This window comes from Streptomyces sp. NPDC057002, from assembly GCF_042673825.1.
In the GTDB taxonomy this organism is placed as follows: Bacteria; Actinomycetota; Actinomycetes; order Streptomycetales; family Streptomycetaceae; genus Streptomyces.
Genome location: NZ_JBHURZ010000008.1, coordinates 228,526 through 241,819, shown reverse-complemented (window position 1 = coordinate 241,819; position 13,294 = coordinate 228,526). Strand labels below are relative to the sequence as shown.

The 13,294-nt window shown below is 70.9% G+C and carries 11 protein-coding genes; 8 read left to right on the top strand and 3 right to left on the bottom strand.

Annotated elements, in window-relative coordinates; translation table 11 throughout:
- Nucleotides 1-74: 74 nt before the first annotated feature.
- Nucleotides 75-1,346, bottom strand: coding sequence for a PucR family transcriptional regulator (locus ACFT32_RS34290; protein WP_382497043.1), 1,272 nt, complete (start codon nt 1,344-1,346; stop codon nt 75-77).
- A gap of 188 nt (nt 1,347-1,534) precedes the next feature.
- Between ACFT32_RS34290 and ACFT32_RS34285 the strand changes: the two genes are divergently transcribed.
- The 4 genes from ACFT32_RS34285 to ACFT32_RS34270 all read left to right on the top strand — a co-directional run bounded on the left by ACFT32_RS34285 (nt 1,535) and on the right by ACFT32_RS34270 (nt 5,157).
- Entirely contained in the window at nt 1,535-2,461 is a 927-nt protein-coding gene (locus ACFT32_RS34285; protein WP_382497041.1) for a proline dehydrogenase family protein, read from the top strand.
- Between the two features lie 34 nt (nt 2,462-2,495).
- On the top strand, nt 2,496-4,127 hold the full coding sequence (gene pruA / locus ACFT32_RS34280) for an L-glutamate gamma-semialdehyde dehydrogenase (protein ID WP_382497039.1): 1,632 nt from the start codon (nt 2,496-2,498) through the stop codon (nt 4,125-4,127).
- A 108-nt stretch (nt 4,128-4,235) separates the two neighbouring features.
- On the top strand, nt 4,236-4,778 hold the full coding sequence (locus ACFT32_RS34275; protein ID WP_382497037.1) for a GNAT family N-acetyltransferase: 543 nt from the start codon (nt 4,236-4,238) through the stop codon (nt 4,776-4,778).
- A gap of 247 nt (nt 4,779-5,025) precedes the next feature.
- Nucleotides 5,026-5,157, top strand: coding sequence for a hypothetical protein (locus tag ACFT32_RS34270; protein WP_095534071.1), 132 nt, complete (start codon nt 5,026-5,028; stop codon nt 5,155-5,157).
- A 46-nt stretch (nt 5,158-5,203) separates the two neighbouring features.
- Here the strand turns inward: ACFT32_RS34270 and ACFT32_RS34265 are convergent, their stop codons facing one another.
- Entirely contained in the window at nt 5,204-6,778 is a 1,575-nt protein-coding gene (locus ACFT32_RS34265; protein ID WP_382497035.1) for a purple acid phosphatase family protein, read from the bottom strand.
- Between the two features lie 118 nt (nt 6,779-6,896).
- Here ACFT32_RS34265 and ACFT32_RS34260 point away from each other — a divergent pair, with 118 nt between their 5' ends.
- Both ACFT32_RS34260 and ACFT32_RS34255 read left to right on the top strand, forming a co-directional pair.
- The gene (locus ACFT32_RS34260) at nt 6,897-7,940 is read left to right on the top strand and encodes a 3-isopropylmalate dehydrogenase (protein ID WP_382497033.1); all 1,044 of its coding nucleotides are present in this window, start codon (nt 6,897-6,899) and stop codon (nt 7,938-7,940) included.
- 243 nt (nt 7,941-8,183) lie between these two features.
- A complete protein-coding gene (locus ACFT32_RS34255; RefSeq protein ID WP_382497031.1) occupies nt 8,184-9,272 on the top strand; it encodes a branched-chain amino acid aminotransferase in 1,089 nt (362 codons plus the stop codon).
- A 41-nt stretch (nt 9,273-9,313) separates the two neighbouring features.
- Here the strand turns inward: ACFT32_RS34255 and ACFT32_RS34250 are convergent, their stop codons facing one another.
- Entirely contained in the window at nt 9,314-10,765 is a 1,452-nt protein-coding gene (locus tag ACFT32_RS34250; RefSeq protein WP_382497029.1) for a cytosine permease, read from the bottom strand.
- Between the two features lie 115 nt (nt 10,766-10,880).
- Here ACFT32_RS34250 and ureA point away from each other — a divergent pair, with 115 nt between their 5' ends.
- Nucleotides 10,881-11,585 (top strand): urease subunit gamma, encoded by a 705-nt coding sequence (ureA, locus tag ACFT32_RS34245; RefSeq protein ID WP_382497027.1) that lies wholly within the window; start codon nt 10,881-10,883, stop codon nt 11,583-11,585.
- A complete protein-coding gene (locus ACFT32_RS34240; protein WP_382497025.1) occupies nt 11,582-13,291 on the top strand; it encodes an urease subunit alpha in 1,710 nt (569 codons plus the stop codon). Before ureA ends, ACFT32_RS34240 begins: the two co-directional genes overlap by 4 nt.
- Nucleotides 13,292-13,294 lie beyond the last annotated feature (3 nt).

The window sequence follows — 13,294 nt, the reverse complement described above, 5'->3', positions numbered from 1 at the left end:
GGGAGATCCGTGACCGCGCGCGGCGCCCGACGGCACGGCGCCGTCCTGAAGATCGCCCCTTCGGGCGATGGGTCTCACCCAAAAGGCCCGATGACCCGATCGTGCGCGAGCCGGGCCCCCTTCAACGCCATGTGCAGCAGCAGCCGGTCCTCGCCGTCGTCCAGGTCCAGGCCGGTCAGCTTCTCGATGCGGGAGAGGCGGTAGTACAGGGTCTGACGGTGGATGCCCAGCTCGGCGGCGGCTCGGGCGGCCTGGCCGGCGCAGTCGAGGTAGATCTCGGCGGTACGGGCGAGTTCCCGGTGCACCGGGAAGAGCAGGGCGTGCACGGCCGGGTCGTGGGCCAGGTCCGGCGGCAGCGCGGTGAGCAGCCGGAACGGCCCGATCTCCGCCCACTGTGCGACCGGTCCCAGCCGGGCCTCGGCCAGCGCCGCCCTCGCCGCGGCGGACGCTTCCCACCAGGCGGTGCCCAGCTCCGCGAGGCCGGAGCGGGGGGTGGCGAGGCCGGCGGCGGGGCCGGCAGGTCCGCGGGCGGAGGTACCTGCTTGACGGGACCCGGACCCGGACCCGGACCCTGCGGAGGAGGCGCTGCCGCCCACCCGCTCCAGCAGCCGTGCCGCTGCTGTCGTCGCCGGAGTCAGTACGTCCGTCGAGCGCAGACGGATCAGCAGGGCCACGCACTGGGCCGACGCCCCCCACGGCAGCGTGCACAGGGCTGTCGCGCCCGGCATCGTACGGACCGAGGGGGCGTCGTCGGGGTCGGCCGACGGCCAGGGGGCCACGCAGATCACCGTGTGCAGACCGTCGGCGCGGGAGCCGAGGGCGGTGCGGAGCTCCGCTATGGCCATCTCCCGCTGCCAGTCGCGTTCCGCGGTGAGGACGGCTCGCAGCTCACGGCTCAGGTCGGCACCGTGCTGGGCCTCGTCCGCGAGCAGCGCCCCGATCCGGGTCGTGACCTCCATGGCGGCGGAGAGCCGGCGTTCGCTCGGGCCGGGATCGTCGTCCAGGAGCCAGACATAGCCGTGGACCACGCCCCGGTGGCGGACCGGGAGACAGATCCGCCCCCGGTTGACCCCCGCCTCCGGCGTCGGCGGGATACGCACGGGGCCGGTCGCACGCGTGATGCCGAAGCCCTCGAACCAGGCCCGGACGGCCGCGGTCGAACGGCGGGTGAGGATCGAACGGGTGCGCACCGGATCCAGGGCCGACGGATCGAGGTCGCCCTCGCTGTCGTAGGCCCCGAAGGTGATCAGCTCGAAGTCCCGGTTCTCCAGCGTGGCGGGCGCGCCGAGCAGCTCCGAGATCTCGTCGACCAGCTCCTCGTAGTCGCCCCGGTGTTCCGACGTCATGCGGGCATTGTCCCCCACCACCCACGACCCTTCATACATCTGTCTGAGATCTGCGGCACGAATGCGTGACAGCTGTCGATGGCCGACGATCGAAGGGATCCTTAGGTTTCACGGTGGTTCTCCGCGCCGTACCCGAAGCGTCATCCGCCCGGGTCCGGCTATCCGTTGGTTGTGCTTGGAGGTGCCCCGTGCTGGGTCCCGTGATTCTCGCCGCGTCTCGCAGCGACCGGATGCGACGCCTGATCTCGGCGGCCCCGGTGACCAAGCAGGTCGTCGACCGCTTCATCCCGGGCGAAGGCGTCGACGACATCGTCCCGGTGGTCCGGGACCTCGCCGACCGGGGTCTCGAGCTGACGATGGACGTCGTCGGCGAGGACATCACCAATCCCGCGCAGGCCGCCGCCGCCCGGGACGCCTACCTGGAGCTGATCGACCGCCTCAAGCCGCTGGAGCTCGGCACCCGCGCCGAGATGTCGGTGAAGCTGTCGATGTTCGGGCAAGCGCTGGAAGACGGCCACGAGCTGGCCCTGAAGAACGTCCGCCCGGTCGTCGAGGCCGCCGCCGAGATCGGCACCACGGTCACTCTGGACGCAGAGGACCACACCACGCTCGACTCGATGTTCGCCATCCACGAAGAGCTGCGGAAGGACTTCCCTCAGACCGGCTGCGTCATCCAGGCCTACCTCTTCCGCACCGAGGCCGACGCCCGCCGCCTCGCCGCGAACGGCAGCCGGGTACGCCTGGTCAAGGGCGCGTACAAGGAGCCCGCCTCGGTCGCGTACCAGGACAGGCACGAGATCGATCGGGCCTACGTACGGATTCTCGGTACGTTGATGGAAGGGACGGGGTACCCGATGATCGGGTCCCATGACCCGCGCCTGATCGCGATCGGCCAGGAGCTGGCCCACCGCGCCGGGCGCAAGCTGGACGAGTACGAGTTCCAGATGCTCTACGGCATCCGCGGCGACGAGCAGTCGCGCCTCGCCGCCGAGGGCCACCGCATGCGCGTCTACACCGCCTACGGCACCGACTGGTACGGCTACTTCATGCGCCGGCTCGCCGAGAAACCGGCCAACCTGCGGTTCTTCGCACGATCGATGCTCACCAAGGGCTGACCGCCACACCGCTCAGTAAGGAGTTAGGGAAAACATGGACGCTGTGACCCAGGTCCCCACCCCCGTCAACGAGCCGGTGCACGGCTACGCCCCCGGCTCGCCCGAGCGTGCCCGGCTCGAGGCCAGGCTGAAGGAGCTGGCCGACAACCCCGTCGACCTGCCCTGCACCATCGGCGGCGAGAAGCGGATGGGCGGCGGCGAGGCCTTCCAGGTCGTCCAGCCGCACAACCACCAGGCCGTGCTGGGCACGTACCGCAACGCCACGCAAGCGGACGCCCAGGACGCCATCGACGCGGCCCTGGCCGCCGCGCCCGCCTGGCGTGCCCTGTCCTTCGACGACCGCGCGGCGATCATCCTGCGCGCCGCCGAGCTGCTGTCAGGACCCTGGCGCGAGACGCTCGCCGCCTCCACCATGCTCGGCCAGTCCAAGACCGCCCAGCAGGCCGAGATCGACACGCCCTGTGAACTGATCGACTTCTGGCGCTTCAACGTCTCCTACGCCCGCAATCTGCTCGCCGAGCAGCCTCCGGCGAACTCCACGGGCGTGTGGAACCGTCTGGACCACCGCCCGCTGGAGGGCTTCGTCTACGCGGTGACGCCCTTCAACTTCACCGCCATCGCGGGCAACCTTCCGACGGCCCCCGCCCTGATGGGCAACGTCGTCGTCTGGAAGCCGTCCCCGACGCAGACCCACGCCGCCGTGCTGCTCATGCAGCTCCTGGAGGAGGCCGGTCTGCCCAAGGGCGTCATCAACCTCGTCACCGGCGACGGCATCGAGGTCTCCAAGGTCGCCCTGGAGCACCGCGACCTCGCCGGCATCCACTTCACCGGCTCGACCCCCACCTTCCAGTACCTGTGGAAGACGGTCGGCAACAACATCGAGAAGTACCGCACCTACCCGCGGCTGGTCGGCGAGACCGGCGGCAAGGACTTCCTCGTCGCCCACCCGTCGGCCGACCCGGCGATCCTGAAGACGGCGTTCACCCGGGGTGCCTTCGAGTTCCAGGGCCAGAAGTGCAGCGCCACCTCCCGGGCGTACATCCCGGCCTCGATCTGGAACTCCGGTTTCAAGGAGGAGCTCGCCGCCGAGGTCGACGGCATCAAGATGGGCGATGTCACCGACCTGTCGAACTTCATCGGCGCCGTCATCGACGAGCGTGCCTTCGCCAAGAACAAGGCCGCCATCGACCGCGCCAAGGAGGACGCCTCCTGCACGATCGTCGCGGGCGGCACCTACGACGACTCCGAGGGCTATTTCGTCCGCCCGACCGTCATCGAGTGCAATGACCCGGAGAACGAGGTCTTCCGCACCGAGTACTTCGGCCCGATCATCGCCGTGCACGTCTACGAGGACGACAAGTACGACGAGATGCTGACCCAGATGGAGTCCGTCTCCGACTATGCCCTGACCGGCTCGGTCATCGCGAACGACCGTGCGGCGGCGGCCTACACGGCCGACAAACTCCGCTACGCGGCCGGCAACTTCTACATCAACGACAAGTCGACCGGTGCCGTGGTCGGCCAGCAGCCCTTCGGCGGCGGCCGTGCCTCCGGCACCAACGACAAGGCCGGCGCCCCGCAGAACCTGATGCGCTGGACCCTGACCCGCGCCATCAAGGAGACGCTGGTCCCGCCGACCGACTACACCTACCCGCACATGGGCTGAGGCCCCGCGGAACCGACGGGCCGGGTCCCCAGGACCCGGCCCGTCGGCGTCTTCCGGGCGGTGCGTAAACCGGTCGAGAAGCGCCCGGCCCCTTCACATACTGGGCGGATGACCATCCGCGTACGCACCGCCCACACCGCCGACCTCGCCCCCGCCGACCTCGACGCCGTACGGGCCCTTCTGGACGCCGCCTTCGACGGCGACTTCGGCGACGAGGACTGGGACCACGGCCTCGGCGGCATGCACGCCCTCGTGCACGACGACTCCGGGCTCGCCGCGCACGGGGCGGTCGTGATGCGCCGGGTGCGGCACCGCGGACGGTGGCTGCGCGCCGGGTACGTCGAGAACGTCGCCGTCCGCTCCGACGCCCGCCGCGGCGGCCTCGGCGGGCAGGTCATGGGCGAGCTGGAACGCGTCGTCGAGCGTGCCTACGACCTCGGCGCCCTGTCCGCCAGTGCGGACGGCGCCCGGCTCTACACCTCCCGCGGCTGGCGGCTGTGGCGCGGTGAGGTGCACGCCCTCAGCCCGGCGGAGGGCGTCGTCCGCCTGCCGGACGAAGAGGACAGCACGTATGTCCGGCCGGCCCTCGCCGGTGCGCTCGACCCCGCGCACGCACTGCTCTTCGACTGGCGCGACGGCGATGTGCTCTAGGGATCACCGCAGCTCAGCGCGGTGTGACCCAGTCCACCGTCTCAGATAGTAGGAAGTCCGAGTAATTGTGGAGACAGACGCTCCGGCCTCCCTTAGTTTTGTAGGAGCCGAACGTCTCGCTCGACCAAGCGAATGGCGGTCGTGAGCCGGGCCCCGTGCAGGCAACCCCTGCGGCACCGCTCCCCGCCCCACCCGGCGTCTCGTAACCCTCCCTTGCACTCCGTGCTGTCGAAGGAGTCGATTTCCCATGGCCGAGACGACCGTCCGCCGCCGAGTCCGTCACGCTTCCCGTACGAGCGAGTCCGACCGCAAGAACGCCGCCGCCGCGCTCCAGCGCGCCCTCGACCGCAGGGACAACGGCGGATCCACCGGCCACTGAGCCGCCCCCCGACCGGGAGCCGCCCGACGGGGCGCGGTGCGGGGCCTCACGCCCCGCGCCGCACCTCGAAGTGGTCGATCCGCTCCCCGCTCGACGCCAGCGCCGACACCTTCAGCTTCGGCGCGGCGCCGCTCTCCGCCTCCACGGAGAGGAACGAGAACCCGCGGTAGCGCACCCGCGACCATTCCACCGACTCAGCCTTCGTGTCCTGGGACTTGGTCCACCGGAACGTGGCGACCGCGTCATGGTCGGCGGTGTTTCCCTCGTAGCTCTCCTTCACGCCGTCAGGGAAGCCGTACAGCTCCTTGCCGCCGCCGCCCGCGGTGACGTACACGATCCCGTCCCGCCTGGGATCCGTCGTCCCGCCGACCGGCACCGGCCTGCCCACCTCGCCGTTCTTGATCGCGTCGGTCCGCTCGTAGACGTGGTTGTGCCCGTTGATCACCAGGTCCACCTCGTGCTGGGCGAACAGCGGCAGCCACTCGGCGCGCACCCCGCCGTCGGAGGCGTGCGTGGACGTCGAGTACGCGCAGTGGTGGAAGTAGACGACGATGAAGTCGACGTCCTTCGCGGCCCGCAGCTCGCCGAGCTTCTTCTCCAGCCACCTCGTCTGCCTCCCCTCCGTGTAGCCGAAGTTGGCGGGGATCTCGTACGACACGTCGTTCGCGTCCAGCGCGACCACGCCGACATTGCCGTAGGTGAAGGCGTACACGCCCGGTGCCGTACGCGCGTCGAAACCGCTGTCCGGCAGGGAGAAGCGGGCGAGCTGTCCGCCGTAGCCGTCCGGCGAGTACCAGGCCTCCATGTCGTGGTTGCCGGTCGTCACCATCCACGGCACCGACTTGGCGACTGGCTCGGTCTGCTTGAGGAACCGGTCCCACTGCCCGGCGTCGAAGACGTCCGACTCCTTGCCCTTGCCGGTCGGGTCGGCGTAGCAGATGTCGCCGGCGTGCAGATGGAAGGCGGGGCTCTGGCGCAGCAGCAGACGGTCGTTGAGGGCCGCCTCCTCGCCGACGCCCTGGTCGCCGAACGCGGTGAACACGAACCGCTCCGGCGGCCTCGCGGGTGCCGTGCGGAAGGACGCGATGGTCGAGCGGTGCCCGGGGGACGCGGGGTCGAAGCCCTCGTGGCCGACGCCGTAGTAGTACGTCGTGTCCGGGCGCAGGCCGTCCAGCGCCGCGTGCAGGTAGTACTGCTCGACCGCCGCGCGTACGCCCTTCAGCTCCGGGGTGCGCAGATCGCGCAGCTCCGCCTCCACCTTGCGGCCGAGGTCGTCGGGGCGCGGGCCGACCCGGAGGTACGGCTTCTTCACCGCGAGCGGCACCTGCCAGGAGATCCGCATCTGGGTCTTCGGGTCGGCGCCGAAGGCGAGATGGCGGCCGAACGGGGTGATGAAGGAGCCGGGCGCCTTCGACGTGCTCGGCGACGGGTCCCTGGTCGCCGTGGCGCCCCCGGAGCCGGAGCCGGAGCCCGAACAGCCGGTCAGCAGCCCGCTCGCCACCGCGCCGGCCGTCACCAGCGTGCGCCGCCGCGACAGGCGCGTCCGCAGATACTCGTGCTGTTCCGCCATGCTCATCCGGTCCGCGAGCCGCCTGGGAATGCCGAAGTCGGGAGTCTCCATGAGGGTCAATTTCCCAGCAAGGCCCAACACCGGTCTGACATACGGGTGAACGAGGGGCGACGTGTCCGTATCGCGGACACTGCGTGTCATCCCATGGGACGAGGAGTAGGGTGCCCGCATGTCTCGCAGCATCAATCTCGCAGTGATCCCCGGTGACGGAATCGGCCAGGAGGTCGTGACCGAAGGGCTGAAGGTCCTCTCCGCCGTCCTTCCGCAGGATGTGAAGCTGGAGACCAAGGAGTACGACTTCGGCGCCCGGCGCTACCACGCCACCGGTGAGACCCTCACCGACGCCGACCTCGACGCCCTGAAGAAGCACGACGCCATCCTCCTCGGCGCGATCGGCGACCCGAGCGTGCCGTCCGGCGTCCTGGAGCGCGGCTTCCTGCTCAAGCTCCGCTTCGCCTTCGACCACCACGTCAACCTGCGTCCGTCGAAGCTGCTCCCGGGTGTCGCCACCCCGCTGGCCGGCGAGCCGGAGATCGACTTCGTCGTGGTCCGCGAGGGCACCGAGGGCCCGTACACCGGCAACGGCGGCACGATCCGCAAGGGCACCGAGCACGAGGTCGCCACCGAGGTCTCGGTGAACACGGCCTTCGGTGTCGAGCGCGTGGTCCGCGACGCCTTCGCCCGTGCCCAGGCCCGCCCGCGCAAGAAGCTGGCGCTGATCCACAAGAACAACGTGCTGACCTTCGCGGGTCACCTGTGGACGAACATCTTCAACAAGGTGGCCGAGGAGTTCCCCGAGGTCACCACCGAGTACATGCACGTGGACGCGGCGACGATCTACCTCGTCACGCAGCCCGAGCGCTTCGACGTCATCGTCACGGACAACCTCTTCGGCGACATCGTCACCGACCTCGCCGCGGCCGTCTCCGGCGGCATCGGCGTGGCGGCCTCCGGCAACATCAACCCGTCCGGAGACTTCCCGTCCATGTTCGAGCCCGTGCACGGCTCGGCCCCGGACATCGCAGGCCAGGGCAAGGCCGACCCGACCGCCACGGTGCTGTCCGTCGCCCTGCTCCTGCGCCACCTCGGCCACGAGGCCGAGGCCGACCGTATCGACGAGGCGGTCGCCGCCGACCTTTCCGAGCGGAAGGGCAAGCCCGCCCGCTCCACCACGGAGATCGGCGACGCGCTCGCCGTACGAGTAGCGGGCTGACCCGCCGCTGCTTTTCACGAAGCCGCCGGGTCGCATCCGCACCCGGCGGCTTTCGCATGTTCCCCGCCGGGTGCCACCATCGACCACCGGGTCGCAACACCCCGTTCCTTCCTCCGCCGCCCACGGGCGATAATCGAACGCGAGGCCGCGGAATGAGGGAATGCTCGGACGTCCTAGCACTGGTCACATTCAGAGCAGTACCGAGCGCGGCCCGTCACTACAACCGGTGAAGGACATCAACCCATGACGACGCCCACGATCGAGCTCAAGCCCTCCGCCAACCCGCTCTCCGCCGCAGAACGCGAGGCGATCCTGGCCAACCCCGGGTTCGGCCGCCACTTCACCGACCACATGGTGACGATCAAGTGGACGGAAGGCCGCGGCTGGCACGACGGACAGCTCGTGCCGTACGCGCCGATCTCCCTCGACCCCGCCACCACGGTGCTGCACTACGCGCAGGAGATCTTCGAGGGCCTGAAGGCCTACCGTCGCCCCGACGGCTCGGTCGCCACGTTCCGCCCGGAGAAGAACGCCGAGCGCTTCCAGCGGTCCGCGCGCCGGCTCGCGATGCCCGAGCTGCCGGTCGAGACGTTCATCGAGGCGTGCGACGCGCTGGTGAGGCAGGACAAGGCGTGGGTCCCGGCGCACGGTGGCGAGGAGTCCCTGTACCTCCGTCCGTTCATGATCGCGACCGAGGTCGGGCTGGGTGTGAAGCCGGCCAACGAGTACCTGTTCCTGGTGATCGCCTCCCCGGCCGGCGCGTACTTCCCGGGCGGCGTGAAGCCGGTCTCCATCTGGGTCTCCGAGGACCGCGTCCGTGCCGTCCCCGGCGGTATGGGCGACGCGAAGACCGGCGGCAACTACGCGGCGTCCCTGCTCGCTCAGGCCGAGGCCGCGACGAAGGGGTGCGACCAGGTCTGCTACCTCGACGCCGTCGAGCACACGTGGGTCGAGGAGCTGGGCGGGATGAACCTGTACTTCGTGTACGGAGACAGGATCGTCACGCCGTCGTTGACCGGGTCGATCCTGGAGGGCGTCACCCGTGACTCGCTGCTCGCCGTCGCCCGTGACCTCGGGTACGAGGCCGAGGAAGGGCGGGTGTCCGTCGAGCAGTGGCAGCGGGACTCGGAGAACGGGTCGCTCACCGAGGTGTTCGCCTGCGGTACGGCCGCTGTGATCACGCCGGTCGGTACGGTGAAGCGGGCCGGGGTGGAGTGGAAGCAGAGTGGGGGAGAGCCGGGGGAGGTCACGCTCCGGCTCCGCCAGGCGCTGCTGGACATCCAGCGGGGTACGGCTCCCGACACGCACGGTTGGATGCACCCGCTGGGCTGAGTGGCCCTGGCCCCCGGGGGCTCCGCCCCCGGACCCCCGGCCTATGCCCACCCACCACCCGAAGCGGTTGGGCTGGAAGCACGACTTCCCTCACCGACCCCGGGTTCCAGACGCACGGAACCCGGGGCCGACAGCGCGTACGCCACCCCGCCCACCAGACCCGACAGCACGAAGCTGCAGTCCACCCCGCCGGTCAGTGACAGCAGCGGGCCCTCGTACGACGGGAGGGACACCGCGAGGACGCCGACGGTCGCTCCGGCGGCCCAGGAGAGTGTCGCCGGGACGTTCCAGCCGGCGCGGTACCAGTAGACGCCGCCTCGGGCGCGGCGGTTGAACACCTGGAGGGCCTCCGCGTCGTACACCCCGCCGCAGCGGGCGAAGCCGATGAGGGTGATGACCGCCCAGGGCGTGCCGATCGCCGTCAGCAGCAGCACGAAGGACGTCATCGCGTTCTGCGCGGTCGAGTAGTAGTGCCCGGCGAAGACACAGGCCGTGGCCACGACGGCGACCGTGTACGTGGCCGTGGCGCGGGAGGCGCGCGGCAGGATCGCGTCCAGGTCGAGGCCCATCGAGTACAGCATCAGGCCCGCGTTGCCGACCGAGCCGGCGGAGGCCGCGAGGAGGAGCGGGACGAGGTACCAGGCCGGGGCGGCGGAGACCAGCGGGCCCGCGTAGTCGAGGGCCGCCCCGGCCGCGTACGCCGTGAAGGTGCCGAACAACTGCGGCACCAGCAGGCCCAGCATCAGCCCCAGCCAGGTCGCGTGCAGCACCCGGCGTGAGGAGTGGCGGGCCGGGGAGATGTAGCGGGTGTAGTCGCCGAGCAGCGTGATGAACGCGATCGGCCCGGACAGTCCGGCCGCCACGGCCGCGAGCAGCCAGGTCGGCCAGAACCCGCCCAGCAGATAGCCGCCGGCCTCCGGCAGCGCCGCGGTGGTGAAGCCGGGGGCGTAGGCAGCCACGCCGAGCGCCAGCAGGGCCGTCATGGCGAACGCCAGCACCCGGGACATCGCGAGCAGCACCCGGTAGCCGTAGACCGCGCCCGCGACGGTCGCCGCGGCGAGCAGGCCGTAGACGACCGCGTACGACGTCCCGCCCTGCGGCAGTCCGGCCAGCCGGCCGAGCACGCCCACCATCACGTCCCCGCCGATCCACACGGTCAGCGCGGTGTAGCCGAGGGCCAGCAGCAGCCCGACCACCGAGCCGACCAGCCGGCCGCGCACCCCGAACTGGGCGCCGGAGGAGGTCGACAAATTGGTGCCCGTGCGCAGCGAGACCAGTGCCAGCGGAGCCGTGAACACCACGCCCGCCACCGTGCCCGCGAGGACCGCGCTGACCGAGCCCCACCAGTCCAGCCCGAAGGACGGCGGCAGCCAGCCGAAGACGATCACGCCCAGGCAGAGGTTGGAGCCGAGCAGGATCGACACGAGGTCGCGCGGCCCGCTGGTGCGCTCCTCCTCGGGGATGGTGTCGACTCCGCGCTGTTCGATCGGCATGCTGGTCTCCCTTGGTTAGAGCGACGTTCAATGTGATGTGTGCGTCGCCTCACCGTCAACCTTTCGGCCAAGGGAATTTAATGTTTAGAGTGATGCTCTAAATGGAGGGAGTGACATGCGGCTGACCCCGACCGAACGCGACCGGCTGCTGCTCTTCGGCGCCGCCGAGCTCGCCCGCGCCCGCAGGGCCAGGGGGCTGAGGCTCAACGTCCCCGAGGCGACCGCGCTCATCGCCGACACGGTGTGCGAGGCCGCTCGGGACGGCAAGCGGCTCGCCGAGGCCGTCGAGGCCGCACGGTCCGTGCTCGGGCCCGACGACGTGCTGCCCGGGGTGGCCGACGTCGTCACCGAGGTGCACGTCGAGGCGGTCTTCGACGACGGCTCACGGCTCGCGGTCGTCTCCGGCCCCATCGGCGGCGGATCGGGGCCGGCCGCCCCGGGCGCGCTGCTGCCGGGACCCGAGCACGCCGAGCCCGGACCGGCCGAGCGGCTGACGGTCACCAACACCGCGACCGTGCCCGTCTCCGTCACCTCCCACTTCCACTTCTTCGAGGCGAACCCGCGGCTCGACTTCGCACGGGAGCGGGCCTACGGGATGCGACTCGCCGTGCCGGCCGGGTCGACCGTGCGGTTCGGGCCGGGGGAGAGCGTCGAGGTCGGGCTGGTGCCCATGGGGGGCGACCGGATCGCGATCGGGTTCGCCGGTCTGGTCGACGGAGCCCTGGACGTGCCCGGCGCCCGCGAGGAGGCACTGCGCCGCGCCGCCGCCTGCGGCTATCTCGGCGTACCGGACACAGCTGATCAGGAGGCCGAGCGATGAGCCGCCCAGGAGTACACCCTGCCGAGGCCCGCCGCCTCACCCCGTACGAGTACGCCGCCACCCACGGCCCGCGTGCCGGCGACCGGATCCGGCTGGGCGACTCCGGCCTCACCGTCGAGGTCGAGTCCGACTCCCAGCGCTACGGCGACGAATTCCTCGCCGGATTCGGCAAGACCGCCCGCGACGGGCTGCATCTCAAGGCCGCCGCCGTCCGGGAGACCTGTGACGTCGTCGTCAGCAACGTCGTCGTGATCGACGCCGTCCAGGGCATCCGGAAGGTGTCCATCGGCATCCGCGAGGGCCGGATCTGCTCGATCGGCCGGGCCGGGAACCCCAACACCCTCGACGGGGTCGACGTCGTCGTCGGCACCGGCACGTCGATCGTCTCCGGCGAGGGCCTCATCGCCACGGCCGGGTCCGTCGACACCCACGTCCACCTGCTGTCGCCGCGCGTCATGGAGGCCTCGCTCGCCGCCGGCGTGACCACGATCATCGGGCAGGAGTTCGGGCCCGTGTGGGGCGTCGGCGTCAACTCGCCCTGGGCGCTGCGGCACGCGTTCAACGCGTTCGACGCCTGGCCGGTCAACATCGGCTTCCTGGGCCGGGGTTCGTCGTCCCACGCGGCCCCGCTGGAGGAGGCCCTGGCCGAGGGCGGTGCCTCCGGTTTCAAGGTGCACGAGGACATGGGCGCCCACACCCGCGCCCTGGACACCGCCCTGCGCGTCGCCGAGGAGCACGACGTCCAAGTCGCCCTGCACAGCGACGGGTTGAACGAGTGCCTCTCCGTCGAGGACACCCTCAAGGTGCTGGAGGGCCGGACCATCCACGCCTTCCACATCGAGGGCTGCGGCGGCGGGCACGTCCCCAACGTCCTGAAGATGGCGGGCGTGCCGAACGTCATCGGCTCCTCCACCAACCCGACCCTGCCCTTCGGCCGGGACGCCGTCGCCGAGCACTACGGGATGATCGTCTCCGTCCACGACCTCAAGACCGACCTGCCCGGTGACGCCGCCATGGCCCGCGACCGCATCCGCGCCGGCACCATGGGCGCCGAGGACGTCCTGCACGACCTGGGCGCGATCGGCATCACCTCGTCGGACGCGCAGGGCATGGGACGCGCGGGCGAGACGGTCCGCCGTACCTTCGCCATGGCCGGGAAGATGAAGTCCGAGTTCGGCGCCCCGGAGGACCACGACAACGAACGCGTCCTGCGCTACATGGCCAAGCTCACCATCAACCCGGCCCTCGCCCACGGCCTGGCGCACGAGGTGGGGTCGCTGGAGGTCGGCAAGCTCGCCGACATCGTGCTGTGGCGCCCGGAGTACTTCGGCGCCAAGCCGCAGCTGGTGCTGAAGTCCGGCTTCCCGGCGTACGGCGTGACAGGCGACCCGAACGCGGCGACCGACACCTGCGAACCCCTGGTGCTGGGGCCGCAGTTCGGCGCGCACGGAGCGACACCGGCCGACATCTCGGTGGCGTTCGTGGCGCAGGCCGCCGTGGACCAGGGGCATGACGCGATGCCGACCCGCCGCCGCAGGGTAGCCGTGCGCGGCACACGCGGGATCGGGCCTGCCGACCTGCGCCGCAACTCCCGTACCGGAGCGGTCGACGTCGACCAGCGCACCGGTCTGGTCACCCTCGACGGCGAGCCGCTGCGCTCCGAGCCGGCCGAGTCCGTCTCCCTCAACCGCCTCTACTTCCTCTAAGGA

Bases quoted from the DNA above. Each gene is read 5' to 3' on its own strand.
- ACFT32_RS34240 (WP_382497025.1), top strand. From the start codon at position 11,582: ATGAGCCGCCCAGGAGTACACCCTGCCGAGGCCCGCCGCCTCACCCCG.
- ACFT32_RS34270 (WP_095534071.1), top strand. From the start codon at position 5,026: ATGGCCGAGACGACCGTCCGCCGCCGAGTCCGTCACGCTTCCCGTACG.
- ACFT32_RS34260 (WP_382497033.1), top strand. From the start codon at position 6,897: ATGTCTCGCAGCATCAATCTCGCAGTGATCCCCGGTGACGGAATCGGC.
- ACFT32_RS34275 (WP_382497037.1), top strand. From the start codon at position 4,236: ATGACCATCCGCGTACGCACCGCCCACACCGCCGACCTCGCCCCCGCC.
- ureA (WP_382497027.1), top strand. From the start codon at position 10,881: ATGCGGCTGACCCCGACCGAACGCGACCGGCTGCTGCTCTTCGGCGCC.
- ACFT32_RS34265 (WP_382497035.1), bottom strand. From the start codon at position 6,778: ATGGAGACTCCCGACTTCGGCATTCCCAGGCGGCTCGCGGACCGGATG.
- pruA (WP_382497039.1), top strand. From the start codon at position 2,496: ATGGACGCTGTGACCCAGGTCCCCACCCCCGTCAACGAGCCGGTGCAC.
- ACFT32_RS34290 (WP_382497043.1), bottom strand. From the start codon at position 1,346: ATGACGTCGGAACACCGGGGCGACTACGAGGAGCTGGTCGACGAGATC.
- ACFT32_RS34250 (WP_382497029.1), bottom strand. From the start codon at position 10,765: ATGCCGATCGAACAGCGCGGAGTCGACACCATCCCCGAGGAGGAGCGC.
- ACFT32_RS34255 (WP_382497031.1), top strand. From the start codon at position 8,184: ATGACGACGCCCACGATCGAGCTCAAGCCCTCCGCCAACCCGCTCTCC.